The organism is Shewanella sp. SR1, from assembly GCF_020447145.1.
GTDB lineage: Bacteria > Pseudomonadota > Gammaproteobacteria > Enterobacterales > Shewanellaceae > Shewanella > Shewanella baltica.
Genome location: NZ_JAJAEF010000033.1, coordinates 1 through 26,843 on the forward strand (window position 1 = coordinate 1; position 26,843 = coordinate 26,843).

Sequence of the window (26,843 nt, forward strand, 5' to 3'; positions counted from 1 at the left end):
AGTGATGAACAAAGTCATAGGACTGGGTATGCCTATTCGCCAGAGGGTCAATTAATACCAGGAACCCTTTTAGGAAAAGGCATACCTAAGATTGATTTAGGCAACAACGCCCTTATCAGATGTTGCTCTTCACTTCTAATATTTCAAATAAAAACTGTGCCTTCCCTTTTTGACCGCTCGCCGCGGGATACACCGAAAATTTAACGACTCCCGAAGTAGCCACCGGGTTTAACGTTACCGTTTGACCTGGCTTTACCACTTGACCAAGTACCTGAACACTTATTTCTGCGTCAGTGCGTAACGTAAATAAAGCATCTTGCGGTCCCGAAGCGAGCTGGCTTTCAACTGTTCTCAGATCATTAATGACGACTTCACTGACAGGTTTGTCTGCAGAGCTAGCTAAATCCCTAGATACTGCAAGAGTGGTTAATGAGCCTACATTTACTATGTTAGGCGGCTGATAAGTAAAGCTCTTGCTACTAACGCCTTGGTTGCCAAAAACGTCGGTAGCTTTCACCGTTAAAGTATAAATCTCACCGGATGTAAGTGATGGGAAAAGCCTTGGATATTGCAATGAATACACGTTATTGCCTTTACTTACAGTGGCCAAATAAACCGTGTCGTTAGCTGAACCGCCGGAGATAATAACACTATCGATGGTGTAGCTTGATTCATCTGCAATGGACACTACCAAGTCATCTAGCCCGACAATTTCATTGAATACTGCACTACCGGAATTGGTAATGCTTATTGTTGGTGTGGCGTTTTCTACTTTGAATGTTTGAAGCGGGGACACAGTGGTAGGCCCGTGATTCTCGACCATCTCTAATTCTAGTGAATGGTTTCCAGTCGGCAGAGAATTTAAGTTAAAGACGTATTCCCAATTAACACCGTTGCGAATTGAACTAATAGGGTTTAAATATTTTGTACCATATTTAATTCTAGCGGCCTTCATGACTAACCTTTCAAACCAACTGCCTGCACCCGGTAGATAAACAAATGCAGTAAGAGTGTTAGTTGTCGTATCAACTTTAAAACTGGTCATTTGCGGGTATTGAGCATCGTTATAGGTTGATTCGCCGTAGCTGTAATTCGCGTAAAGTGTTCCCATCGGCAGGCCCACTGACACAACACCGATAGCATCGTGCAAATAGCCATATCCACCTTTGGTCATCTCATATTTTAAACCCGTTAAGCTACAAATTGACTCACCTGCTGGAATGTCGCAAGAATATCCACGAAAACTTGCGCGTTGCACGTAATCCCGCGGCTGCACCCGAAGCTCAAAATCAGTCATTGTAGCTGGCAAAATCGAATTATGATGCATGATCCCTGTCGTAATAAACATTCGAACGTCATTTAACAAAAATGTTGCTGACGTCAACACCGGGGATTTTGAAGCAGTTTCAGACAATGACAAATTGTATTGGATAGTGCCTGCCATCCATCGACCAAAGTCAACCCACTTAATTTGGTTTGCGTTGTTATATCCAAATGGCGCTGTCATATCAAAATAACCGTATTCACCATTAATTATAACATTTGTCGCTCCCACTGAGTTCGCGAGAGCAAGCCCCCCTTTCACTCCAGCGTCTCGAACGTTATCTACTGGTACTCTATATAACAATCGAACGGGGTTGGTTTTGACTGTCATGCCTGGAGTATAAGCTACAAAACCTACAAATGAACTAGATACACTTTCAGCCAAGTTTGCATCCGGGTCGAAGACTGCAAAAGGAGAAGATGGAGCCCCACCATAGTTGTCGTAATAGAATGTTTTGACAGTTGAACGAGTGATGTTACCTGCTGCATCATATAGCTGAGCCTGCATTGAATATGGATCAGAAGCGTTATTTGACGGTAATATATTTGATAAGTCTGTTTGTGCATTTATCACAGCTTTGAATGCTGCTTGGTCTATGACCATGGGTCTTGTTAATACGATGGAATCGGAATTTAGTTTTTGTACAATGACAGAACCTGAAACCGCACCTTTTACATCCGTTATCCAAATTTTCGAATCTTCGCCGGTGTTTTGTGTATTTAGCCACCAAATCTCATTCGACCCTGTTTCGGCACCATAATTGCCTGTTCCATTTCCATACCAGTCTCCAATGATAGGTCCCTCAGTATCAACTTCAACAACCTTTGTATACTGATCAATTGTTGTACCAGAACTGTTAATCGTTTCGATTTTAAGGCTATACAAACCATCCATCAATTTGGGGATAGTTATTGATTTTCCGTAAAATTCTCGTCCAGAAAAGCTTAACCTGTCAGAAACTCGAATAAAATCTGTGGTGTTGTTGAACACCGTCACTCCACTGGTGTTGATGACTGATAGCTTAAGTTTGTTATCAAGCCCTCCAGAGAGGTAAACCATCGCATCAGTTTGAGGGTTAATGAGCGAGCCCTCAGTGGTTTTCACTGTAGCGTTGGTGTCTGTATACGAAAAGCCTTCTACTGCCGCGTTAGCCATGCCAGAGCAGATGACGCTACACAGCCCTAAAAGTAGTGATTTATTAATTTGCATGGCCTGCCCTTTAATTGGTAGAAGTGATTTGCGGAATGTCGATCATGAAGCTTGCCTGCCCTTTCACACCAGGAGAAGCAGAGTAAACAGGAATAACAACTTCACCTGTGATGCTGGGGATGATCGTGATTTGTTTAGTTTCCCCAGGTTGCAACACGCTACCAAGGATATTGACGTTGATTTTGGCGTCACTGCGTAACGTGATAAATGCCGTTTGAGCACCGGACGCGAGTTGTCCTTCAGCCGTTCTGAGCACACCAGTTTTAATTGATGTAATTGGGTCGTTTTGCGTGTTCTGCAGTTGTTTATTAACAGCCAAAGTCGTCATTTGCCCAACTTGCAATAAGTTGGCAGGCAAATACAAGAAGGTTGAAGTTAACGTCGATGCGTTCCCTGCTGTATCTTGAGCGGTAATATTGATAGTGTAAGTTTCATTCGCTTCCAAACTAGGGAATAAACGAGGGTAATTCAGGTCGTAAATACCATCACCTAAATTATTTGTAGAAACATAAACTGAATCCTTAGCAGCCCCTCCAGATAGCACAACCGAATTGATATTGGCTTCACTATCATCAGTAATGCTGATACGTAAACTCTCTAAACCATTAATGGTGCTTCCGTTTGTGATTTGCGCTCCAGAAGGCGATTGCAATCGCAAAACTGGAGGCGTAGTGTCGTTTAGATAATTGGATAGAATCGACTGTGTTACCCGATTACCATAGGTGTCATCTGCGTAAAACGAAATATTTTGACGACCACTTGGTAATCGATTGAGTTTAAAAGTAACTCGATGACGGCCGGTGCCGGTGATCACCCAAGAATCGGGAGATATTGCGAAGCCTAAACTAGATTGCAATCGGAAAACCTCTGTCTTCCACATTCCAGAACGCCAATCGCTAGTAGTGTTCGTGTCGTACACGTTTACAGTTATTGAATCATCAGTAACATTGACCGATTCGATTGTGGGAGCAATAAAATCCCAATATGTATACCAATAATTAAATTGAGCACTAAAACGTCCATCACTGACACCGTTCACACTTGAGTAGACCACATAGCTGTAGGGTGTATAGCCAAAACCAGACTCAAATACTCTGTTGATTGTAACATCGCAATAGGTTTCACCAATTGGGATAACACAGGAGCCTAAACCTGAAACAACGGCTAATTGTTCATAACCCATTTTTTCACTGTTTAGACGAAGCCTTACCACTTTTGTGTATTTGCCAACACTGATTCTTTCGCCCCCACTGCCACCTTCCTCACTAAACCATTGTACAGTGTCAGGTTGCTTAGTAGGCGAACGATCAACACCTGGGCCTAGGGTGAACTTGAAATCAGAAAGGTAATTGACTGAGTGAATGCCACTTTTCGTCAGCGCAACCCAATATGGGTTTACTGTAGGATATGAGACAGTAAATTCGTTATAGACAAAATCACCCTCTCGATAACCATAACTACTCCAACCATAATCCCCGTTTGCTTCCAACGTTTCAGAATAGGGCCGTCTATAGCGGACTTTTATCGGATTGTTGTAGATGGTCATCCAAGATGTGTACGGCTTCCACGTAGCACTTGAAGCATCATAAATGTCGCTACGAACTGGTAAGGGATATGAGGCTTTTTCGATAAACGAGCGAGCAGTAAAATCTGAATAATTACCTGCTGCATCAAAGACCCTAAAACCAGCCTGATACCAACCTCTATCACTGGGTAAAACCTCAGATGGTAGGGACGAAAGGCTCGCAGTGGAAGTATCTAAATCCAATTGAGCATTAATCGAATTTATTAATGAAAGGCTCACATCATCTTTCACAATGTAGAGAACATTTTTGAGCCCAGCACCTGTATCTTGAATACCTGTGAGTTTTAATTGGCCGAAATCCATAGGGCTATATGAAGCTAAAGTTCCACCGAAGGATCTATAGTTAAAAGCTAAATCAGAACTATTAGCTGTTGGTGCTTGAGTATCTATTGTCACCGGAATAGACCAAGAGCCAATCACATTCCCATCAACGGATAACAAGTCAGCCTGTAAGGTATAATTTCCCTGTGAATTAGGCGCAACTATAGAGATCTGTTTTCCGTAAAAGTCTTTTCCTTGAAATGTAATTCTGTCGGAAACACCAATCACACCCGTATTGACTTCGTTAAGCTTGACCCCACTAGAAAGCCAATATAGTTTTAGCTTTCGGTCAAGACCGGCAGACACATAAACATTCATTGAATGTTCAAGAACCGGGTTGATGGCCATAGCCGAAGCAGGTGTCAAAGTCGTCTGTTCTTGCATAACAGACGTAAAGGTCATACCTTCAATTTCCGCAAATGCAAAATGTGGCAAGGCTAATAACGCAGCCGCTAAAAGTTTGTAGCGATGCTGACTGAAATTCATAAGTGGCTCCTTCATCGAGAGCGATTATTTTAACACAGATAATTAAGCTTGCATGTTATTTAATCTAAGTTAAGATCTAACATAAACCATAGTTCTAGGTAGGAAATTCATGAAACTTATCAGACTGATTAAAGCCGTATCCATTTGTGCGATTGCTTCAGCTACGCTAAATGTCTACGCCAAAGATGATGGCAAGAAACGGCCAACCCTAAACGAATTGATGGCTGAAAATGCTTACATCGAACTTGCTGAACGTAATGAGCTCAGCAAGCCAGTTGTCTCTTCATGGGAACAAAAAACGATGAAATCAGAAGGTGGGAAAACCACGGAGGTTGTTGAGTCTTGGAAAGTCGAAACACGTATATACAGTAAGCCTAAGAGTGACAAACCTTAATCAGTTTTGCTAACTGCCCATGAACCTGCTCAGCTAATCCCCGCGAATTGGTAAGCACGATACTTTTGTCACTGAGAACCACGCGATAAGCGTTCATTGTACTTTCAATTTTAAGTTCATCATTGGCTAAGTTGAATTCTCGACTCCAAATGCGCCCCCCCCACAGTGTCAACTCGAGCAGGCAATCAGACTCGTAAAGATAAGACATATAGACCTTTTTCTTTAATCCAAGCGCCACCAACGCCCCCCCCAAGTACAACTATCCCAGCCCAAGGAGTTAATGAGTTATGGAGGTTGACGATCACAGACAACGTGCTGAAACCCACAATTGAGATCAACGAATAAAAAACTGAGCGAGGGTAAGGTGTGAATGAAGTACCAAACCATACTCGGATTTTAGGGTTGTTGTGACAAATTCTTATCGCATTCACAAAATTACATCTCCATATTTGAATTAGGATGGATTATAGTAGCGTCAATAACACAAATCTATAATGCTAAGGCATATGTAAATTGTTTATTTCATATTCAGAATTAGTGGACGAATGCGGTAAACTACTAGAGTCAGAAATGCCAGTAGTGCTAGTTCAAATTATTCATGCCCGAGGTCACAGCGCGGCCTACCATTTAAAACTGGGAGTTATCCCAGAATCAAATGACAAGATCATTGTTAAGTACCAACTTCCAAGCATGACCGATAATCCATCGGTTGCGCAGACGTGGATAGAGACTCTTCTGTCGCATTATCCTCAACTGGCTATCCACACCTACGGCGCTTTCAAAACTCATTCCTTGCCGATTGAAAACGCCTAGCACTACTGCTGGACAGGATAGTACGGCAGCTGTGTAAAGGTTTGAACGGTATTTAACAGGCAATGTGAGTCAATGTTAGGGTAATTTCGTGCAAATACATCCAATGCGTAGACCCCGAGTAAGTAAGCATCATCAAAGCTCACAGGAACAGCTTTTGGCTTCTTGCCACCCTCATTGATTGAGAAGAAAAACCCATTCTGTTGTCGCTTGACCGAGATGCTTTTGTTTTTCTGTGGGCCATGTGACTTAAACTCAATGAATGGAATGAATCCGAATAGCACGGCTAACAAATGCCGATATTCAGTCGCGGTGATTTGAATTATTGTCTTATCCTGCCAATCAAACTTTTTAGTGCCATCCCCCATTCCGTTTGCGCCTTCAATGTTCAAGGTGTGAAAACCTTTCTTAGTGACAGATGCGACGATGGTCAGCGCAGCGGCCTTACCGTGGATTTTTACCGATTTTTCAAATTCTGGAGCAGCTGCAGGCTGAACATTTTGAGCGCTTTGTGCGGATTGCTCTTCAAATCCGCGGCGATTGTCATGCTGGGGTTGGTACTGCTGATATTCATCATAATTTGCGGCCTCGTGGTGAGGCCCAATATTCATAGGGTTACCTTGGCGCGGTTGAAAATAATGCGTCTGCTGTTGCATTGGAGCAGATTGAGATTGGGCTTGTGGGGTTGCGTTGTAAGCGGGTTGGCTGTAATAGCTGTTATTCATTTTTAAATCTCCACTAATCATCATGACTATGATTAGACCAGACATTTCAAATGACGCAAAAATTGGCCTTTCGACTCAATAATACAACTCGACTTTACGCCACAACTTCAAATTGTCAGTATGACCGCTCATAAGTGGTGGCGAATACGAAGCCCCATAGCTAACGACGCTAATCAGTTCACTAGGCACCCCTTTGGTGACCAATTCGTTTTTTACTCGCTCCGCACGTTTGCGTCCAAGAGCAAGATTGTAATCAGCTGAGCCACTAATATCAGCATAACCAACAACCAGCACTCTACCGTGGGTTTTTAAAAGATAATCACGGTGCTTAGCCAAAACATATTGAGCCTCGGCAATATCGGAATAGCCGACAGCATCATACTCAAAATAAAGCGTTCTATCGGTGGGTTGGTGAATAATGATTTGGGCATCAGCATTGAATTGTTGCAGATCACGCTTTTCATCATTTGCAGCTGGCGCTTGCGTTGGCAGATAGCTATCACTGTAAGCAGATGAAACTGCTGCACGGTAAACATCACGATAGTAATTCATCATGGAGCTACGGCCATCATTAACAGCCGCATCTCTCGCCTTTTCCAATTCGAAAGCAAGATCGAGATCGCCTATTTTTCTCCCAGCATCAGCTGAAAGGTTCCGAACATCGTATCTTTGTTGATGCCTTACATTGATATTTTGATCATAAATTGTTTTACTACAGCAATCAGAAATTTCAGGTTTTTCAGTTGATACTGATACAGCACACGCTGAAAGCATCATGGCGAACAGTGATACTGTTGCTAGTTTGTTGATTTTCATCATATGGCCTACACAGTTTTCTAAACGCAAAGTTTTTAATATATAATAACATTTTTTTAGAAGAGTTCTAAGTTTTCAAATGAATCAGAAGAAAGGGAATTTCGGAATTTTACGAGGTAGACGGTGACTAACGCCGCATTCGACATTAACTCTTTTGATGTTTTGTACAACAAACTGACTCTTGAATTAATTGAACTAGCCAGTCATCTTCCTGATGCAGCTAGCAATCAGTCATTTTTTTATAAAATAACTCCTTCACCCCAAACATTTGATAAATTCAAAGTAGAACTATTTTCTGACATCAAAGCGCGAGGGTGGATAGCATCTTCCTTAACTCAAATGACGCTTTCTGAAGATTCAATCGGCAGAACCAGTATAACACCAGGTGTTATCATTTTCCCTCATTCAGAATATAACCATATAAATCAACTGATTGAAAAAATAAATAATACGAAAGATAACATTCAAGCGTTACTATCAACGCATGACCTACACAAGTTAAGAGCAACGTTAGCCCGGCAAAATACATTGTGCTCACTCGTTATGCTCACAAGAAAAATCCACGTTTTAAAATGCGAAGAAAAATCTACCATTTCAGTCTCTTGGTACATGAGAAGTGGAATGCGCGTTTTGAAAGAAAAGGATTTTTCAACAAGAATACAAAAAGCAGTGCAAAACAACATTCTGGAATTTTCAAAAGGAAATGAATATCTAGAAATTTTTCAAAAAAACCAAAAATCACATAGTTTTCGAATAAAAAGAAACATAATACCAACAACGATTTACAACATTTGGAAAGCTGGTAGTAGTAAAGAAAAACTGCAATACAACGGCCAAACACCTCTTTTCGTTTTCTCCGATTACGACATAAAGGTCAAACACTTAGAAAGTAATTACGGTACTAAGACACGTTCAAAACGCAATGATGCAACGCCTGACACGGATCTTCTCATTCCAGAATTACACATTTACATGTCAAAGATTAACAAGGAATAATTAACCTATAGAATATTTGAATTGTGTTTGTGAGAGATTTCGCACATACTCATAGATGAAAATCGTACTGAGTAGACAACTACCCTCTCAGGAATTTTACGAGCCTAGCCAGCGCGAAGCCGTCAAAAAATCGAGAAAACATCATGAATAGCAACAACGTACTTAAATTTCCGGTTACTGCACCACTAACGCACGTACCCAAGGATAACATCAAAAAACCAGAGCAAGTTGCTTCGGAGAAGATGATAACCTCACGGAAAGGGGTGCAGTTTTTATCTTATGAAGATTGGGTGGAGTATATAAAAGATCTCGGAGTTACCAGTCGTGCAGAATGGCTTAGATACGTCGAGGCTAATGAAATCCCTCCATATCTACCAGTGTCGCCATCATTATTCTATGGCCGTAGAGGATTATGGCAAGGTTGGGGGGTGTTGAACCCTAACGCACCTGTAATACCGCAATCGGAAGAAGATGACATTCATAGTCGCGGCGGCGTATTTGCTAGTTATGAGACATCTTCCGAATATGCCAAAGCATCTGGCATTAAAACAATGGCCGAATGGGTGGAGTATCACCAGAAGAATGAAAAACCTAAAAACATTCCTTCTGATCCTCGTTCTTTCTATACAAGAAAAGGTATGTGGCAATCTTGGAACCATTTCCTAGGAAATGAAGAACCTTATGATTACCACCAAAAAGGTACTCTTGAGAAAGTGAAAAGATGGTTTAAAGAAAATAACATCACCACTTCAACTCAATTTTTAGAAATGGCTGCAAATAAACAACTGCCTGACTTTGTGCCAGCAGCACCGACCATGTTATTCGGTGTCAAGTTCAAAGACCTTCTTGCTAAAAGACAAAAGTACGTCACTTTTAACCAAGCTAGTAAAGAAGTTAAGAAGTGGAATTGCAGCAGTATGTTGGAATTTAGAGCTAAACATCGCGAATTGAAAGCCAGTGGCAACAAACTAGCGACTCAAATTCCGTCTGCACCAGATCGCGTTTATAAAGACCTTTGGAAAGGCTGGACAAACTTCCTTCAAGGTTAATTTCCTAAAAAAAGCTGGGACATTCCCAGCTTTTTTATATCTTAATTTCAAAAATCTTCGAAAAGCCATTTTTAAAACGATTGTATATCAATAACTTGAAATCGTGTGTTCAAGATAAATTCCCAGCTTATCAAGCGCCTCAAAACTCATAAAGATCCTTGACATCTCTCCCGCATTTTTATGATTCATCGCTTTAGAATACTGGTCAAAAGCCTTTTGAAACTCCTGATTTTGCTCCAACCTCAAAACATTTTTATAAGCACGATCAATCACATCACCTCTCACTGTTATTGTTTTGCTGGCAACAATTCTAAATATCGGCTCCGACTGGCCTTCTATCACTCCTTGTTCAAAGGCTAAATCACTCCCGGTAACTTCATACGGGGACAAATTCAAAACCATCACAACTTCCCAAGGCTTTTCAATCTTGCGGCCTGACTGCATCAAAGCATCGTAAAGCGCATATTGAATCGATTTGATACTTCCTGTGTGCGCAAGCGAATCGGCGTCGTCGAATCCATGAACAATTAACCTGGACACACCATTACCACGATAATCAAACTCACCCGCAATGACATCTGTATTAGTTAACAACATAGTAATTATTAGCAGCGCGGCACTAATTTTTTGCATATAAAATCCATCCCTACTTCGACGGCATTGCCTGAATTGTTGCGCTCATACCTATGGGTACTTGCGTATTTTTCAAATTGTTGACAGATACGACCTTTTTACCAACTAAGATTAATGCTCCATCCATCCTTTTAATCATCTGTTGGTCAGGATATTTAATCTGTTGTTGAGGCTTATGTGACAGTACGGCATCAAAGACCTTATCTGGCCTTGAGCTAACATCATCTACCGTACCTAAAAAGGAACCCTTTACCCCACGGCGCCCGTAAGCGTCAGCGAGCATGACTTTGTATCGTATGACCCAATAATCCAAAAAGGTTTCAGTAGACACAAACTGATAGTCGGAGGGCATAGTGTTCTCATGATTGCCGGTGATCACAAACAAACTATTAGGAGTGCCATAAATTCTATCTTCTTTTTCTTTCAAATAGCGTCCATCAATCGGTGTCCAGTGGCGCCTATTCTGCGACGATAGATGAACATCCGTTTCCAACTGTTTTAACAGCATGGACTCGTCATAAGGACGAATGCTAACGGTTATATCTGCTTTAATCTCAATACCTGCAGGCAACACGTTATAGCCGAATTCAACACTATTTACAGAATACATATAAGAACTTGCAGTAACGACCTCATGCAATACCGATTCGTCATTAGATGATGACCTGATCAATACGCCCTGTTGTGCTGTAGGGTTTAATTTAGAGTAAATTGCTTTTCTCGCCGCTCGGTCAATTAGATCCGCCTTGAAATTGTTGAGTGACATTTTGCGGCCCACTGGTTTACCACTTAAATAACTCACACCCCATAAATCGGTTGCTGACTCTGTAACTGTTATCTCTTCAGCATTGGCAATACTGACTGAACTAAAACAAGCTGCCACTAATAGGCTAAATATCTTCAAAATTTTTCCCCTACCACTACATTTCCATCCATGCTACATCACTATTCAAAAACAACAAATTTCCCAAAAAAAACGGCGGTAAAAACCGCCGAATTTAAAACCTCAATCAATCAACGCTCCATCGTTGGCACGTTGCTATTGGAAGTGTCCATAGATGGTCCACCGCTACTACTGGAACCTGCGACAGAGTGACCGCTGGCCGCAACACCACCCACCAAATCAACACTGTTATAACTCACGTTTGAGGGTTGGACGTTGTTCCCAAATCCGCCCATTACAGAGAAATTGAATCCAGCTTGATTACCATCGAAGGCGAAAGGATTGTTCTCAACAACTGTACTTCCCGATTGCGTAGAATTTTCGGCAGGAGTTTCGACATAACGAACCTCTGGTTCACTTCTTTCAGGACTTGCTGTACTTACCGCATCACCCTGAGCCGTAGTTGCAGGCGCTGCGCCTTGTTGGCTCACCGTGTCACCTTGAGCCGTGGCCGCTGGCGCTGCGCCTTGTTGGCTCACCGCATCACCCTGAGCCGTAGTTGCAGGCGCTGCGCCATGTTGGCTCACCGTGTCACCTTGAGCCGTGGCCGCTGGGGCTGCGCCATGTTGGCTCACCGTGTCACCTTGAGCCGTAGTTGCAGGCGCTGCGCCTTGTTGGCTCACCGTGTCACCTTGAGCCGTGGCCGCTGGGGCTGCGCCTTGCTGGCTCACCGCATCACCCTGAGCCGTAGTTGCAGGCGCTGCGCCTTGTTGGCTCACCGTGTCACCTTGAGCCGTGGCCGCTGGGGCTGCGCCTTGTTGGCTCACCGCATCACCCTGAGCCGTAGTTGCAGGCGCTGCGCCTTGTTGGCTCACCGCATCACCCTGAGCCGAAGCCACTGGGCTTGATGGGAATTGTGTCTCACCTATGGGAAATTTTTCACTTGATGGCGATGAATTGCTTGCGGTTAATTCCATACCTCGCTCGACATTCGCCCTTACCGAATCTGGAAGAGAACCTAAAATTGCTGCTTTATCTTCTGGCGACATCTTATTGGCAATGGACTCAAGTTGCATGTTCGCACCTTGACCGTTAAATCGGGTGTTCTCCATCCTAGATTGAGTTGAACCTTCTCCCTCACCAATGCGGTGGAATCCATCCATTAGATGAATCCGTTCGCTTGAGCTTAGCCCACTCATTACCGGACTATTTTTGGTTGCATCGTCATAGTCAGTTGCATGGTCATAACTTGTACCTGTTCTTGTATGTGCGTCCGAGTTGCGTGATGTTGATAATTTCTGATCAAAGTCCTGTAAGCCTTGAAGCGTCTGAACTAATCTTTCTCTCACAGGCTCCGATAACCCTTCTTGTGCCATTGCTTGAGTCACAATATCTTGAGCACGATCAGTTACGAGTTTCATATCTAGCACTTCGTCTTTAGATGGATTGCCATCTCTTTGCAATCGACTAAATTCAGCGCTTGGTAATGGATTTTTAGTATCACCGTCTGCCGCAATTACTGATGCCAGAGCAACAGCTTTTTGAGTATTCATATCCTTGTCGGAGCCCAACGTCGAAATAACTTGAGCCGCAGCATTACCCGCATGGGATTGCCGATCTGCAATATCTTGACTAGCATACGCTTCGTTCACACGACCAAAGGCTTGTTGTGCATTTTGATATACTGACTTCTCGCTTGGGCTCAATTGACCACTGTCAATGGCCTTACCCAGTAATCCATCGGCCGCGTTAGCCATCGCAGCGATAACTGGCGCCACTTGAGATGCGTGATCGCCGGTGTAATAACTTGATTGTCTATTCGCAAAATCATTTAGCACCCTAGACAATTCAGCTGGAGACTCTGCAGCTGATTTCATCACCTTCATAACGTCATCAACAACCTTTGGCGATACCGCACCAAAAGTTCCCGACTTAAGCTCTTGCCCCAAAGTATCGATGATATTGTTCACACCAGCGGTTCCGCCGACCTTTTGGCTTTCTTCCAACTTCTTCCAAAGGTCATCAATATTCCTGTCTAACTTATCAAGTTTATGCTGCTGTTCAGGTGTCCATTTTGCAGGCGACTCTAGATGTTGATTATCGTAATCCTCTTTAGAAGGCTTAAAGTCCTTAGCTCTTTGTGCTGCCTCATCTTCTACCTTTTGACCTTCTTTGTTAATGCGCTGACCTGTTGCTCCAATACCTGCCTCTTGATCAGACTTGAACTTTTGTTGCTCGCTCGTTAGGGCTGGCTTGTCGTAATCCGATATTTGTGACTGACCAATTTGTGTGAATCGGTCACCTACAGCCATCGCTGTCGTGTTGGCAGATTCCGTTCCATTTACAGCGGCAAATCCGATAGCCGAACCTACGGTAAGATGTCGAACCGCGTCAGCCATCATAGGGTCTGATTGAGTACGTGACATTATATCCGATAACATACCGACAGATCGGTCAGCTATTGAGCCTACATCATTGAGAGGAATTGGTTTTCCATTCGCAGACATAAGAGTCTGCGAATTATTAACAATCCCCTGTAGAGCATTATTATCTCGAGCCACGTCATATAATGATTGATTAGCGGCATAGTCCTGTTTCATCGCATTCAACTTGGCTTCTTCTGCTGTCCCAGTCCCAGCCCCAGCACCAGCGGCTTTAGCATCTAAAGCACTCATTGTGCTTATAAAGTCGAGCGTATCCAAGCCATTCGTAGCAGCATCCCAATCGTTTCCATATTTGCCTCGCATCGCGCCATCAGCGGCATTCTGAGCAATTTGGCGTAACGTATCCGTTTTAGTAAATAATCCCGAATTATTGGTAGAAATCAGCTCGCCAAACTTAATGTTCGCACTACTACCAGCCGAACCTGACGAAGTAACACCATCACGTAATTCACGAGATCTAGCCTCTGCCTGTTGCAATTGTTCGCCTGTGGTTCGCTGCTGTGATACAGCTTCATCTCTAGACTTTGCATCTTGATAAACTGCAGAAGACGTATCTACTTGAGTTGAGTTGTAGGTCTTGCGGTTTGCCTCCGTATTTTGTTCTTGGTATGCCTTGGCGACGCTCTCTTTCTCTGCAGACGTTAAAGTGCTTGTGTTGGTTTCCCCCTCTGATTGAAGCTGAGACCTAATTGTGGATTGTGTTTGCGACCATGTAGCATCGGCTTTGGCATTAACACCAAGCGTACTAAGCAATGTCGATACCGGATTAATACCTTTAGCGCTTTCTGTTTTTGAACTTCCGCTATGGCCAAGCGCCAGTCCTACCCCAAAACTCGTCGCAAACTCATTGGCTTCCGTTTCATTCATAGACGCCAAGGTGTTCAATATTTTCGCTCTTACTTCGCTAGATCCATGTTCGCTTCCCTTTCCTATTAGAGAAGTTGCTGCGAAACCAAGAGTTTCTTCATACCCTAACCCTGCTTGAGCGCCATTTTGGAAGACATTTCCGGTTCCTACCGAAGTGATTAACCTTTCATTAGCAGCACCAACCGCTTGCCTTGCCGCTGTATCCGATTGTGTAATACTGCTAACGTCAGATATTGCTTTACTAAGGGCAGTTGCCCCTGCAGATAGAGCGTTATAGGTTGCCCCCCCCGTACTAAGCCCAGCCATATTTCCGGCACCCTGACGGCTTTCCATCCACTCACCATTCGATGTCATTGTCTGACTATAACCACCTGACGAAACGGTTTTACCATCGCTATTGACCGTCTGTGGTGATACGCCCTTGGCATCCATGTTGGCGCCCATTTGGGCTTTTTGTGTTGCCCCCATCATAGTATGCACACCGCCGAAGACAATCATCATAGCCAGCGCTGGCACCATCGTTTGAATGATTGCCGCTTGAGATACAAAAGTCTCAAGTGTGGTGTAGGCGCTATCCATTCCCCCCAGAGAATCGATACTCCAATTTCGCATGCTAGGCGCAATCATGCAGTTCTGAACCGAGCTCGAATCATTCCCTGGCAGAGAACACATCAGCTTATTGAAATAGTGGTTGGTATACATGTTGACGCCGACTTGGATAATCGGCCAAAAGTTCACAGCGAGTAGAAATGAATAGAGCTTTCCGGCCATCATGATCCCTTTGGAGCCGAAGGTCAGGAAAACCGGAAGCAGCGGAGCAATGAGGAAAATAAAACACTCAAACCAAGTGATAAGTGCAGGGGCAGTTTCCAAGAAAAATGAAGACTGAGCTGCTTGGCTTAAGTGACGCTGTTGAATCGCATCAAATTCTTGCTGAAACGCCAATCGTTCAGAGGGCTCTAACTCTACATAGCTAGCCCCAACTTTGGCCATCATTGCTTTTACAAAGTTGGCTCGATACAAATTTATGAGGTTAGCAGTATCCCCTGTTAAGGACTCGAAGACTTTCTCAACTTGAGACTCTTCTGCCATGTTATACATTATGGCGGCTCTCCCCTTCATTTCTTCGGCCCAAGGACTGCTGTCAGAGAGATCATTGCCTAACTTGGCATAAGCATCGGTACAGGTAATTTTGGTGTATGACTTGGTGTTAACATCATAGTAAGGCGTATACCAGCTTCCCGAGGTGACTTTTAATTTAGTGAAGTCAAACGCCCCAGTGACACTCTCGTCGTGATTTACCTCCTGTACCGCCTGTCCCGTCGGATTTTTACCGTTCCGAATGTCTTCGAAATAACAGTTTTTAAAGTACGCACCCAAATTTTCACCGACAGAACGATAACTCGCATCTGCCTCAGAAGTGCCGACAAATCGGGCTTTAAGTAACGCTTTTAGAGGGTCTATGTTGGTGCCTGGCTCGGTGTCATAATCAGGTGTTATACTGGCATATGCTTCTGACATCCCTTGAGCAAAACCACCACCAATCATGGTAGCTAATGCAGCTGGCGCCACAATCCCAAAGGGCAAAGTAAATGACTGAGACACTTCGCCCGTTCTGACTGACTCAACGTAAAAATCCACCTTCGGGGTGAACAAAAACATGTAAGTGAACAAGGCGATGAAAAACTCCTTTACATGGAATTTATCAGGGGCAAAAATTTGCTTGAAAGCAGACACTAGCAGGGTAATACCCAATCCAATCGCAATAAGATTGCTATTTGCAATGCCGCCATCACTGAATGCCAATTCCGCCGATTGCGCCATCTTTATCAATAAATCGAGGTCACCGAGAGAGTAGATAGTTAACATGAATTACTTACCTCTCATACTTGCACTAAAGTTGATCTGACTTAATAGTTCCTGCTCCATTTCACGTCTTCTGTTGGCCATTTCTTCCCTTTCGAGGCTCAGCGCGTCGATTTTCTCTAACAACTTTGATGAAAACGCGCCGCGCTGACCTTTATCAGTCGAAGCCATCTTACTCGCGGCAATTCGTAGTCCGTCAAGCAACTGCTGGGTTGCATCTATGGCCATCGCTTCGGAGATAAACTTACAATTACCTGTATTGATGACATTGACTGTTGAGGCTCGTTTAATAATGTCTTCAAATTCACTTCTCATATTGGCCATGATCTGTGCTTGAGAATCACTATAATTTCCTTTCTGAGCATAGATGGCCATGATGCTCGAACCGACTAAGTTAGAATCGACTAAGCCACAAATTGCATCACCATAAAATCGATAGAACGAATCCAAATAGCGTGGATCGCTAATTGGTACAGTCGCGACCTTAGCCGATAGACACTTGCTATCGGCAGATTGGGCCTGCTCACAGACCACCATTTGTTTAGCTACAGCCATTGATGTAGTCGCTTGAGGCTGATACAAGTCTTTCAATGAAACTTGTGGGCTAAATGACTGACTGACCGCATCACTTCCTGCTGAAGCCGATGCAGTTAATGTGCTGTCGAATTTATAAATTTCAGTCCCTAAAATAGTCATTAACATTTGAGCGACGACATGGCGGTCTGAGGATAGGGTTGGGACGGTAGTTTCAGACTGCATGAAGGTTTCATACACCGAGTTGAACTGCATCTCGTCGCCAGCCTGAGTCAACTGCGCAGCTTTCGAGTGGGAGTCTATTGAACTGCGCTCAACCGTCGATGAAGCGAATGAATCAAACCAAGCACCCGCCGAATCATTGTAGGCTTTCCACATTTTACGGTCACTTTGTACCTGAAGTGATGGCCACTGTTGCTCGGCCAGATCAGCCCATTCCTCGCAATCTTTGCTGATAAAATCATTTAACGCATTGAGGCGTTTCGCTAGGTCTGCGAGAATTGCATTACAGTCCGGGCATAACATTCCCATTGCTAATTGGAATGCGTACATCGGGGCGGCGGCGGCGATAGATCTTGCCATCTGAACAAGCTCTTCACGTTTTATAATGGACAGTGAGCCGCCGAAGAAGTCGATCCCCTTGCAGGATGATTGAAGGTAAGGAGCCCTAACCGCCACAATCTTTTCGTTAGTGGTTTTAATCCGTACCGACGCACTCCCCAGAGAAAATCCGTCACGTTTAGCGCCTGAATATGAAGTTGCACCGGAGCTGGCAGACAACATCTGATCCCATAAATTGTTTAACCCGCTTGCAGCTGTCGCTGATAACGGGCAACAAAGTAAAGCAACTATAACTTTCTTTTTCATTCTTGTTCACCCTCGCTATCAGGTTTTCCGAGCATAAAATTCCGCATCTTGTTAATGAGGTAGTCTGGGTCTTCATACACTTTTTGCGTGTCAACCTTGGCTTCTGCATCGGTCATATACAGAGCTCGTACCTGCTTCACATTATTAAGTTCTGCTTGGCTAATAATTTTCTCGCGGCTAGCGAGTTCGATGATCCTTTCACTGAGAGAATCCATGCCGATTAGCCCAGAACCCAACAGGAAGTAATCACCCGTGTTGTTGGTTAGATACAGTGTTGGTGTCGCCAAGACGTCGAAGCGCTGCGCCATGTCGGAAGTCGCCACTCGATAATCGCCTAATGCTAAAAAGTCATCATTTGGAACGGTGCCGCCATCGAGAGAAACAGGCATGATCGACCATCCATATTCCTTTGCCAGACGGATTAGGTAGGGAGTTTGCTTTGCGCAATACGGACACTGAGAGCCATAGAAATAAATGAGGGTGGCTTTCTTGCCGATGGCTTGAATTAACTTCCATTGGTTTTCAGACTGAGCGCCTTTGAAAGTTTGCAGCGTCACGTCGTTTTCAGGACGGCGTAACCCTTCATCGAGGTAAGGGTCAAACATTTGTTCGGAAATATAAGTAGCGGCAAACTGGTTGGCGCGATCTATTGCGGCACGCTGGATGTAAAGGTAGCGTTTAACGTCTTCTGGTTTTCCAGTGTTAAGCGCCAACTCCTTTGCCTTGGGCAAGTTTTCTTGGAACCACTTAACGCTCATGGCCTCTACTGAATTTTTACTCGTTTCAGTCTCAGTTGGTGCAGAAGATGGCGTTGGCACTATAGGTTCTTCCTCTTCCTTTTCTTCGGGCTCAGGAATGTACTCGTGCCAATACCAGCCCTTTTCGCGTTGTTTATAGAAGTTACCACCATCATTGCTATTTGCAGGATCTTCTGCCACAACTGGCAGAGCCAGAGCCGCAAAAATCAAAGCCATCAATTTATTTACTTTCATTACGCCAACACACTTTTTATATTCTATAGGCTAAATATATCACGCCTCACTGGATGAAAAAAAGCCGCCTTAATTGCAGGCGGCTGATTTATTGTTTTTCACGTTTCTCGGGCGACAAAAAAATCATCACTAATATCAAAGTCATCTTCCATTGGACTTCGAGGTTCTGCATCTGCTTCCACTTTCTCCCTTTCACTTTCGACTTCTACCTTCGGCGCCAACACAGTGCCTAGATTAAATCCCTGCTGTCTCACCATTAATCCAAATTCCATCAGGGTCATCATCTCGCGGGTCAGTGCCTTTGGCCCAAACTGATCTAAATGAGCGAAAATTAGCGGGTGAGTATCATCGGCAATCCGAATGTGTCTCTCGATTGTTTTGGGCATCCCTCACCTCAGACTGCTTTTAACTTTTGATAATCGCCTCGCGCTATGGCTCCACGAATGAATTGCTCGCCTGCGGTTTGCAAGCCCCGGGCAACAGCTGTCAGAGAGTCATCAACGACTTCGATTTTGTGGAAAGGGAATGCGCGCTGAATCGAAGGCAGGTATACCGCTGCGGCACCACCGGAGACAATAATCAGGTCAATGTCCTGACCATCACCTACTTTGTTGACGACACTTGTTAATGCTTCGTCAGTAACAGACCGAATCGCGCTAGTCACATCAAATAGATCGCACTTAGGGAATTTCATCGCTTTACCGTACAGCTTAAGCTCACCACTGATAAAGGCTTGGTCGATCAACTCAGGGTTAATCTGTTTGATGTTGAAACCTTCGAGTTGCGAGCGCAGCGCGACTTCGACTGCACCAATCACTTTGGACATCCCAGTTTCAGAATCACCAGAACGATTTGGACTGACCTTCAATCCTTTCGACGTAATGAAGTCGGTGGTCATATAACCTGGGTCAATGGATAACATGGTTTTATCTTTGCACTGGGCAAAGCGTTCATTTCCGCCTTGGCGCAAAAATGACATCAACGCACCAAGCGGTTGTTCAAAAACCAAGACCTGACGAATGGTGACCTTGCGACTCGGTGTGATTTGGTGAGTGCCGGTATAAATCTTGGCGAGTTCATCTTTCCTGAACATGACACTCACTGGCAGACCAAGCACTAACACATCTATATCGATGTGATTTGATTTGCCTAAAAATGACAGGGCGCCAAACAATAACGCTTTATAGCGGTCACTCGTGATAAACGATTCTGTGTTGAGAACGCGAACATTTCGCGAACCGACCGAGGTCCCTACGTCTGAACCAACCTCATAGGTGATTCCATCGACTTCCACGTTTGTTACATCGCGTTCCTCGCCTGCTAAACCCAGATTAATATCCGATTTAATCGGAATAGGCAGGGACGGGAACGTCTTCACTGAGTAATTGCCTAGCGATTCCTTGTGTACACAAGTCGTTGTGCCATAGCCAACATCGACTGTGATGATGACGGGATTATTCATAAATACCAACTCCACACCAAATGACCCCCAATCTGGGGTTTTAAGAGGGTTTTAAGAGACTTCCAAAACCTTTCCAGCTTGCTCTTGAAGATTATTCTTACCATTCCAATACCAATCTGGGATCCATATAATACACAATATATTTAGCTCGTGTATTATTTATTTTGTGTGTATATTATGCACTTTGTTATCCATAACATGTCGCTAGTGAATTAATCAAAACATGAAATGGCTAACGAACTGAAGTGCAACTAAGTCTGGCTTAGTAGCGAAATTCCTACTCTGGATTCTTCGAAATTAAGCAGTTTTAACGGCTTCCAAAATCAGTAAATCAACGCTCTGAAAGCGCAAGTTGGCTCACGAACTGGGAAAAAACCTGAAGTGGCCAACTGAATCGCAGACGTGAGAAAGGATTTCTCAGGGGGCTTGCCCATGAATCGGTGTGTATATCACGCGAAAAGCATGAGTTGGCCAACGAACTGAAAATCTTCAAAGGATGGCCAACACCGGAGGCACCTGGGATTTATCCCAAACTCAACTGGCAGAATGACGATTAGTGAGCGACACGAGTTCGCCAACGAACTGGGTTTCTGCATGAGTTGTCCCCGTAGGCCGAAAACGGATTACTGAAGACGAACAAACAGTAGGTAAATGAATGAATGACTACTCAGGTACTTCGGGTAGCTCTGAGAACGGGAAGCCCGTACCCGCATTAGGGTTCCAGTTGGTGAATACCATCAGAAGCCTAGAGGGGTTGATTGAAGCCGCTCAGTTTCAGGCAAAGGTCATTGTCGATGATTACTGGCTGAAATGGAGATCTTCAAACCGTCAGTTGCGCAGTGATGACGGTGGGAAGTTTAGTGGCGGTGAGATGGCCCCCCGGGTCGTTGTAAAAAACGAAAAGGTGTATTTGGTCTGGACGAGGTATCGACCAGGGCGAGTTGGAAACATCAGCAAGTCTTGGGGCGATGACGTTAAACCGACCCAGCGCGGATACACCTTAGACCAGTTAACCCGCAAATCCCCAGAGTGGGAGGCGCGAATGATTGAAGACACAGAGAATCGATTGGCTCCGTTGAGAGAAACCCTTGAGTGTCTACATGAAGCAAAAGTCAAACTACGTCGCATAGAGCGAAAACAATCCTAGGAGGATTATATGAGTCAGACCAACGAGAACCCACAAGTTGCATCAAAGCGTACTCAGAAACCATCTGCAGTTCGTCAAGTTCAGCAGCGTAAATTCATTCTGAAGGAAATGGATTTCAAGAGCAGCGCCATCCAGCAGCTGTTTAGCAATGATGCTCGTCAGCAGAATATCAAATACAGCATTGCCCGTATCGCTGGTCTATTTGTGTTGACGTCTAACAACAAAGAAATCCGTGACCGTTTAGATGCGTGGTTTGTAGCTGAGCAAGAAGAAGCTGTTCGTCGCAGCACCCTTCTCAACACAATCCACAACAATGAGTTGTCTACCTCGCTTGGCAACAATGCCGATTTTGACGTGGTGACACCAGAATCGTTCAGAGTGACGTTCCAAATCGAGCACCCAATCTACTGGCGTGTAATCGACGTAATTTCCCAGATTGATGAATCTATCGCAGCTATTGAAAACCTCTGGTTAGCTGGCGTGATTTCTGAGTCAGTCAGCAACAATAGTCGCGGCATTGCGATGAACACCATGACTCGTTTCTTTGGTCGCATGAGAACTGTAGCTACAGATTCAGCTGACCGTAAGGGCGGAATTTATTCGTTAGACGCTTACAACAAAATCATGCAAACCATCACCCGCAACAATCCAGATGACCAGTCAGCCAATGACGACTCAGGGGCTGAAGAAATTGAGCAGGATTCCGGAAACCTGGTAGTGAACGCATAATGAAGAAAATAGCCAAGCTAGTTAGTTTGGCTGTTCGATCCTTCTTACTGGATGGCAAAACCCCAGATAAGAATGCGGTACGGATGGCTTTTGGTGGGATTGAAACTAAAGCGGTCAGCGAAGAGTTGGTAGAGACTTTCTACCCTCCCGTAGCTGACGGTGTAGCAGTCGTGAATCAAGCGAGAATCATTAAATCCAATAATGACCTAATCGATATGTCGATTCGTGAACTGGGTTTGACTGATATTCACCGTGACACGTTCAATCCTGCCAACCTATCTGAATACAATCAAGTCTATAACGCACAGACATTGGTTAGGGATGTGGTAGCGAATTTCCTTTCTTACGCTCACTTACTCCCAGCCTCAGAAAACCATCATCACGCAGCTGTTGGTGGTTTAGCACGTCACAGTCTTGAGGTGGCTCTGTTCTCCCTGCGTCACATGGCGTCGGTTGATATTAGAGAGACCAAATTTACCGACGAATTGCACGGAAAGAAAATCCGTTGGCAATATGCGGCGTGGGTAATCGGGTTAGTGCATGACATCGGTAAAGCGCTGCATGATATGACCGTGCAGGCCGATGATTCAGTCTGGAACCCACAACTCGAAAATATCTATGATTGGTCAGGGCGCAACCAAGTATCCCGTTATCAAGTGACGTGGAACTATGCAGACCGTCACGGCAAGCACATTGGGCTTGCATCATCCATGCTCAACACGGTACTGACCAAGGCAGCTAAGCAGTATTTGTTTGGCACTCAAGATGACCTTCAGGTCGCCATCTATGAAACCTTATCAGGCAGTATCGAAGTTAATAACTCACTGCGAGACAGTCTAAAAAAAGGCGAAGCGCGTTCCGTCCACAAAGACATGATGTGGCAATGGGACAGATTAACCGGTGCTCGCAAGATGCCACTGGAAGCAGCGTTTATTAAGCGCTTACAAATGATGCGTCGCGGCTGGAAGGTAAACGAAGAGAAAGCCGATATTTGGTGCCTGGGCGCCGAAGATGTGTACGTGTCTTACCCAGCAAGTTTCAACAAGGTGATGTCATCGCTCAAGGAAGATGGCTTTAACGTCCCAATGCAAGTCGGAAAAATGCTTGAGATGCTGGTAGAGCGTCAGCTATTTGAACCGCTGTTTGAGGATTACACCAGTGGCCACTTGCACCCTGTTACGAATCCAGAATGGACGGCAGGGCCAATCAAAGTCGTTAAGCCAAAATGGGCAGGCATCGTTTATGGCGAGGATATTCCGCAACGCGGCATTCATGGAAAAATCTCATTAACCCGTGACGATTCGCTGTTAATCCATTACGCCGATACGGGGCTAATCACCCTGACAGATACCCGTGAGCCAGACCCGCAAACTCCGGCTAACAACACGGCTGCACCAACCCAACCCGCTCCTGCGCCACCCCCTACTCCTGCGGTAGCACCGGTACAGCAGAATGGGTCGCAAACAAATCAAAGTAAGGCTCAGACAAAGAAACCGAAGAAGCAATCAGCTCGAGCGAGCACCAACACTCCGGCACCAGCACCAGCACCAGCACCAGCAACAACGCCAAGTGAGCCAGCGCCAGAGAAATCGCAAGTCGAAACTCAGGTAGAGCCAGAACAATCCAATACCAGAGCTCCGGCGCCAGACACCAAGGGTATCGTGTTTAAGAACATGAATGACACTCCGATAGTCAGTGAGCCAGCGGAGGCGGCAGTAGAGATAACTGAGCCAATAGCTCAAGAAATGCCTGTAGAAGTGTCGAAGGAAAAGACCTGTATTGAGCTTTTAATCGAATACCTGTTAACGGCTAACAACACACTACACCGAGCAAAGCTGGATGGTGACGTGCTGACATTGAATGCCAGCCTATTCGAAGAAATTGACCAGCAAATGAGAGGGCTTGGTTTTGCCGAGGGCGCCGTGCTGAAGGATTTGATGGATAACAAGTTACTTATTCCAGACCCTAAAGCGCCGCGTAAAGTTATTCATGTCGTTAACAAACAAAAGTTCTACCAGCTGAAGCTAGCCGACGTTCTTGCCAAGCCAGTGGGTGACATGCTGACTGAGCTTCAAGCTAAGGCCGATGAACGCAAAGCTAGAAAGCAAAAGAATAAAGCCCTAACCACCGAAGTCATTACAGAGCCGAATAGCCTGCCCACGCAGGAGTCGTCTATCAAAGATGTGATAGATGGCCCGAAGACAGAAGTCCCGGAGCAAGAATTATCTCCGTTAATGCCTAACGAAGTACCACCAGAATCAAGCTGTCATAGCCTAATGGCAGAAGTCCCAGAGCAAGATTTATCTTCATTAATGACTGACGAACTTCCACCGTTGTCCGAGTACGCGCGGGAGATGTCTTTGGCCACGCCGGAGAATGAGCTGCCATGGTTTACGCCGGAAGAGCAATCGATGTTAACGACTGACATGGAACCTACCGTCCCCGTCGCTGAAGCGGCCATTGAAACTGCCGTTGAGCCCGCCACCACGTCTGCGAGCTTTACCCCTCCTGCCGAGCAGGTATCGACACTTTCACAGCTAAAAGTCGCCACGGGTAACAAGTCTCCGAAGGAAAAGAGCAAGTACCCGCCTGAGTTGCAAGTGTTCATTGGTTGGGCGATGGCTCGCGCAGGCAAGTCCGGTATAGACCTCCGCCCTGGGGTGATCCGAATCCAAAGTTTCGCGTTAACCACTTACGAGCAAGAAGTAGGGTTAGCAAAAAAAGAGGCGACTAGCCTCAAGCGCACAGCAGGCGACAACGCCTCAATTGCGACAGACAGTAACCAAGTTGCATGGATGGTATTTGAGACAGTGGGAATAGAGCATGAGTAAAAGCATCGAGACTAACGGCTTATTCATGGAGAACATGTATAGGCCGATTTATGAAATCCAATCCAGTTATGCTTGGGCTGGAGCCTCCTTGTTCACGGCAGGCTCGTGGGTATACCACGGGGTAAGTGGACACGATGTATCGATGGTCGCAGTTTCGGTTATAGCGGCCACAGCAGGTATGTCGGTTAAGCGCTTAAAAGAAGCCTTACCGCAAATACGTCGCCAGATTAAGTTGGTATATAACTATCAATACCTCATTGAATCTAGCGCTTTGTGGGAGCTGAGCAAAACCCAGAGGGATAAGGCCTTCTTTGGTCGCGGCTTTGAGTGGACGATCACCGAAGCAAACCGAGCTTATCAGCTGGTGGGTAAACGCCCAGAACACGCTAAGGGTTTCTTGCCTTGGGCAGTGCGAAGAGCACTGAAGAAAGTCGAAGCAGATACCGAGAAATTAGAAGGTCGGCCGTGGATTCAGGGGTGTGGTGACGAGCAGGATTTGTGGCTGGATGCGTCGCTATTCTGGTCTCACAGTTTCTACACCGGATTACCAGGTGCGGGTAAAACAACGATGTTAACGCTTAACAGTGTTGGCGCCCTTTACCGTGGTAACTCTGTATTAGTGTTAGACCCTAAGAACGATCCAAACTGGAAGAACAGATTACGCGCAGAAGCGAAGCGTTTAGGCGTCCCGTTTTATTACTTCAACATTGCTGAGCCAAGTCAGTCGGTGCGTATCGACCCACTGGTGAACTTTACAGTGACGACCGAGATTGCATCGCGCTTAGCTAACGTCCTAGAAAAAGGTTCAGGAAGCTCTGAGGGTTTTCGCTCCTATGCCTGGGACTCATTCTACGTCACGGCTGAAGCATTACGTTTTATCGGTAAGCGACCATCAATCAAGATGGTCGCTGATTACATGCTAAACCGCAAAAGCGAATTAGCCCTAGCAGCCTTAAGCAAGATTATGACTATGCATTACGGGCCAGATTGGTACGCGAACATGGCGACCCAAATTGCCGAGGAAGGCCGCGGCAGTTTGCTACAGGGTTTAATCATGCGCTACCAACAGGTGTTAATCCCTGACGACAAAGGTGAAGACGCGGTATCGAGTTTTATTGGTTTCTTAACGCACGACCAATCTCACCAAAGTAAGATGTTAGCGACCACCAAGCCGATGTTAACCCAGTTAACCGCTGCGCCGCTGGACAAGATGTTAAGCCCTGACCCGAATGATACGGAAGACGAGCGTCCTATTATCGACATCAAGAAATTCATTGATACGGGCGGCGTGTTGTACATCGCCACCGATTCATCGGGTAATCCTGCAATTTCAGCAGCTACATCGAAACTCATTATGGAGGATACCTGCGCGGCAGCTGCTTCACGTTACAACTACGAAGGCGGAAAAGGGGTGCGTGTGTCGGTGTTTGGTGACGAAATCCACTCTGCACTCTCCGACGGCCTAATTAACTTAGCAGCGATGGGTCGTGGTGCAGGCTTTGAATTGCACCTATCTACGCAGGGTGTTCCCGATTTGATTGATAAAGCCGGTGAAGCAGTAGCGAGCCGGGTCCTGTCTTTAACCGCTAACTGGTTCTGTCTGCGAGCTCGAGATGATATCACCAGGGAGCGATTTGCGGCGCTACTCCCGGAGTATCCAATTAAGTCAAAGCAATGGCAGTTAAGCTCTAACACCGATTCGACCAGTAAGCTCCATAACTTCTCGGGCTCGGTGGGTGAGCGGATTATGGAAGCTGACAAGCCAGCGTACCCTCTTTCATTGATGTCGGAATTACCTAAGTTGCAGTACGTCGCACGTCTGGCCAACGGTAAGACCTATCAATGTCGTATTCCGATTTTACTGTAGTGAGTG

At 45.1% G+C, this 26,843-nt stretch carries 19 protein-coding genes; 8 read left to right on the plus strand and 11 right to left on the minus strand.

All coding sequences use genetic code 11. The features are described 5' to 3' along the window. Positions 1-115: 115 nt before the first annotated feature. Both KV201_RS20410 and KV201_RS20415 read right to left on the minus strand, forming a co-directional pair. Positions 116-2,533, minus strand: a complete 2,418-nt coding sequence (locus KV201_RS20410; RefSeq protein WP_226060379.1) for an Ig-like domain-containing protein — start codon at positions 2,531-2,533, stop codon at positions 116-118. 10 nt (positions 2,534-2,543) lie between these two features. Beyond that, positions 2,544-4,925: an Ig-like domain-containing protein gene (locus KV201_RS20415; RefSeq protein ID WP_226060381.1), complete on the minus strand. Its 2,382-nt coding sequence runs from the start codon at positions 4,923-4,925 to the stop codon at positions 2,544-2,546. A 109-nt stretch (positions 4,926-5,034) separates the two neighbouring features. On the opposite strand from KV201_RS20415, the gene KV201_RS20420 reads away from it, so the two are divergent. Both KV201_RS20420 and KV201_RS20425 read left to right on the plus strand, forming a co-directional pair. After that, complete coding sequence (locus KV201_RS20420; RefSeq protein WP_037431062.1) at positions 5,035-5,319, plus strand: hypothetical protein; 285 nt, start codon at positions 5,035-5,037, stop codon at positions 5,317-5,319. Positions 5,320-5,889: 570 nt separating this feature from the next. After that, positions 5,890-6,132, plus strand: a complete 243-nt coding sequence (locus tag KV201_RS20425; protein WP_041413326.1) for a hypothetical protein — start codon at positions 5,890-5,892, stop codon at positions 6,130-6,132. A 2-nt stretch (positions 6,133-6,134) separates the two neighbouring features. Here KV201_RS20425 and KV201_RS20430 read toward each other — a convergent pair whose 3' ends face one another. Beyond that, positions 6,135-6,854, minus strand: coding sequence for a hypothetical protein (locus KV201_RS20430; protein ID WP_011711614.1), 720 nt, complete (start codon positions 6,852-6,854; stop codon positions 6,135-6,137). A 75-nt stretch (positions 6,855-6,929) separates the two neighbouring features. Next, positions 6,930-7,673: an OmpA family protein gene (locus KV201_RS20435; RefSeq protein ID WP_011711613.1), complete on the minus strand. Its 744-nt coding sequence runs from the start codon at positions 7,671-7,673 to the stop codon at positions 6,930-6,932. 120 nt (positions 7,674-7,793) lie between these two features. Between KV201_RS20435 and KV201_RS20440 the strand changes: the two genes are divergently transcribed. Together KV201_RS20440 and KV201_RS20445 are read left to right on the plus strand one after the other, a co-directional pair. Continuing rightward, positions 7,794-8,666 carry a DNA replication terminus site-binding protein gene (locus KV201_RS20440; RefSeq protein WP_011711612.1) on the plus strand — a complete coding sequence of 291 codons (873 nt, stop codon included), beginning with the start codon at positions 7,794-7,796 and terminating at the stop codon, positions 8,664-8,666. 143 nt (positions 8,667-8,809) lie between these two features. After that, entirely contained in the window at positions 8,810-9,715 is a 906-nt protein-coding gene (locus KV201_RS20445) for a hypothetical protein (RefSeq protein ID WP_011711611.1), read from the plus strand. A gap of 87 nt (positions 9,716-9,802) precedes the next feature. On the opposite strand, the gene KV201_RS20450 is transcribed toward KV201_RS20445, so the two are convergent. The 7 genes from KV201_RS20450 to KV201_RS20480 form a co-directional block, all read right to left on the minus strand. After that, a complete protein-coding gene (locus KV201_RS20450) occupies positions 9,803-10,348 on the minus strand; it encodes a hypothetical protein (RefSeq protein WP_011711610.1) in 546 nt (181 codons plus the stop codon). 13 nt (positions 10,349-10,361) lie between these two features. Continuing rightward, positions 10,362-11,252, minus strand: coding sequence for a hypothetical protein (locus KV201_RS20455; protein WP_037431066.1), 891 nt, complete (start codon positions 11,250-11,252; stop codon positions 10,362-10,364). Positions 11,253-11,362: 110 nt separating this feature from the next. Further along, positions 11,363-16,411, minus strand: coding sequence for a conjugal transfer protein TraG N-terminal domain-containing protein (locus KV201_RS20460; protein ID WP_226060383.1), 5,049 nt, complete (start codon positions 16,409-16,411; stop codon positions 11,363-11,365). A gap of 3 nt (positions 16,412-16,414) precedes the next feature. Next, on the minus strand, positions 16,415-17,809 hold the full coding sequence (locus KV201_RS20465; RefSeq protein ID WP_037426927.1) for a conjugal transfer protein TraH: 1,395 nt from the start codon (positions 17,807-17,809) through the stop codon (positions 16,415-16,417). Beyond that, complete coding sequence (gene traF, locus KV201_RS20470; protein ID WP_037426922.1) at positions 17,806-18,801, minus strand: conjugal transfer protein TraF; 996 nt, start codon at positions 18,799-18,801, stop codon at positions 17,806-17,808. Before traF ends, KV201_RS20465 begins: the two co-directional genes overlap by 4 nt. Positions 18,802-18,899: 98 nt before the next feature. After that, positions 18,900-19,187: a hypothetical protein gene (locus tag KV201_RS20475; RefSeq protein WP_011711605.1), complete on the minus strand. Its 288-nt coding sequence runs from the start codon at positions 19,185-19,187 to the stop codon at positions 18,900-18,902. Positions 19,188-19,195: 8 nt separating this feature from the next. After that, positions 19,196-20,263, minus strand: coding sequence for a hypothetical protein (locus KV201_RS20480; RefSeq protein ID WP_011711604.1), 1,068 nt, complete (start codon positions 20,261-20,263; stop codon positions 19,196-19,198). Between the two features lie 655 nt (positions 20,264-20,918). Between KV201_RS20480 and mobI the strand changes: the two genes are divergently transcribed. Genes mobI through traD form a run of 4 tightly spaced genes read left to right on the plus strand, consistent with a single transcriptional unit; the run spans position 20,919 to position 26,837 of the window. After that, positions 20,919-21,410 carry a conjugative transfer protein MobI(A/C) gene (mobI, locus tag KV201_RS20485; protein WP_083848305.1) on the plus strand — a complete coding sequence of 164 codons (492 nt, stop codon included), beginning with the start codon at positions 20,919-20,921 and terminating at the stop codon, positions 21,408-21,410. A 9-nt stretch (positions 21,411-21,419) separates the two neighbouring features. Next, positions 21,420-22,139, plus strand: coding sequence for a hypothetical protein (locus tag KV201_RS20490; protein WP_011711602.1), 720 nt, complete (start codon positions 21,420-21,422; stop codon positions 22,137-22,139). Beyond that, a complete protein-coding gene (gene mobH, locus KV201_RS20495; protein WP_218737371.1) occupies positions 22,139-24,970 on the plus strand; it encodes a MobH family relaxase in 2,832 nt (943 codons plus the stop codon). The genes KV201_RS20490 and mobH overlap by 1 nt, the downstream gene beginning before the upstream one ends. Continuing rightward, positions 24,963-26,837, plus strand: a complete 1,875-nt coding sequence (gene traD, locus KV201_RS20500; protein WP_011711600.1) for a conjugative transfer system coupling protein TraD — start codon at positions 24,963-24,965, stop codon at positions 26,835-26,837. The genes mobH and traD overlap by 8 nt, the downstream gene beginning before the upstream one ends. Positions 26,838-26,843: the final 6 nt, after the last annotated feature.

Coding starts and splice junctions, on each gene's coding strand:
- KV201_RS20490 (WP_011711602.1), top strand. CDS start 21,420: ATGAGTCAGACCAACGAGAACCCACAAGTTGCATCAAAGCGTACTCAG.
- mobH (WP_218737371.1), top strand. CDS start 22,139: ATGAAGAAAATAGCCAAGCTAGTTAGTTTGGCTGTTCGATCCTTCTTA.
- traF (WP_037426922.1), bottom strand. CDS start 18,801: ATGAAAGTAAATAAATTGATGGCTTTGATTTTTGCGGCTCTGGCTCTG.
- KV201_RS20415 (WP_226060381.1), bottom strand. CDS start 4,925: ATGAATTTCAGTCAGCATCGCTACAAACTTTTAGCGGCTGCGTTATTA.
- KV201_RS20435 (WP_011711613.1), bottom strand. CDS start 7,673: ATGATGAAAATCAACAAACTAGCAACAGTATCACTGTTCGCCATGATG.
- KV201_RS20465 (WP_037426927.1), bottom strand. CDS start 17,809: ATGAAAAAGAAAGTTATAGTTGCTTTACTTTGTTGCCCGTTATCAGCG.
- KV201_RS20480 (WP_011711604.1), bottom strand. CDS start 20,263: ATGAATAATCCCGTCATCATCACAGTCGATGTTGGCTATGGCACAACG.
- KV201_RS20410 (WP_226060379.1), bottom strand. CDS start 2,533: ATGCAAATTAATAAATCACTACTTTTAGGGCTGTGTAGCGTCATCTGC.
- KV201_RS20460 (WP_226060383.1), bottom strand. CDS start 16,411: ATGTTAACTATCTACTCTCTCGGTGACCTCGATTTATTGATAAAGATG.
- KV201_RS20445 (WP_011711611.1), top strand. CDS start 8,810: ATGAATAGCAACAACGTACTTAAATTTCCGGTTACTGCACCACTAACG.
- KV201_RS20475 (WP_011711605.1), bottom strand. CDS start 19,187: ATGCCCAAAACAATCGAGAGACACATTCGGATTGCCGATGATACTCAC.
- KV201_RS20425 (WP_041413326.1), top strand. CDS start 5,890: ATGCCAGTAGTGCTAGTTCAAATTATTCATGCCCGAGGTCACAGCGCG.
- traD (WP_011711600.1), top strand. CDS start 24,963: ATGAGTAAAAGCATCGAGACTAACGGCTTATTCATGGAGAACATGTAT.
- mobI (WP_083848305.1), top strand. CDS start 20,919: ATGAATGACTACTCAGGTACTTCGGGTAGCTCTGAGAACGGGAAGCCC.
- KV201_RS20420 (WP_037431062.1), top strand. CDS start 5,035: ATGAAACTTATCAGACTGATTAAAGCCGTATCCATTTGTGCGATTGCT.
- KV201_RS20450 (WP_011711610.1), bottom strand. CDS start 10,348: ATGCAAAAAATTAGTGCCGCGCTGCTAATAATTACTATGTTGTTAACT.
- KV201_RS20430 (WP_011711614.1), bottom strand. CDS start 6,854: ATGAATAACAGCTATTACAGCCAACCCGCTTACAACGCAACCCCACAA.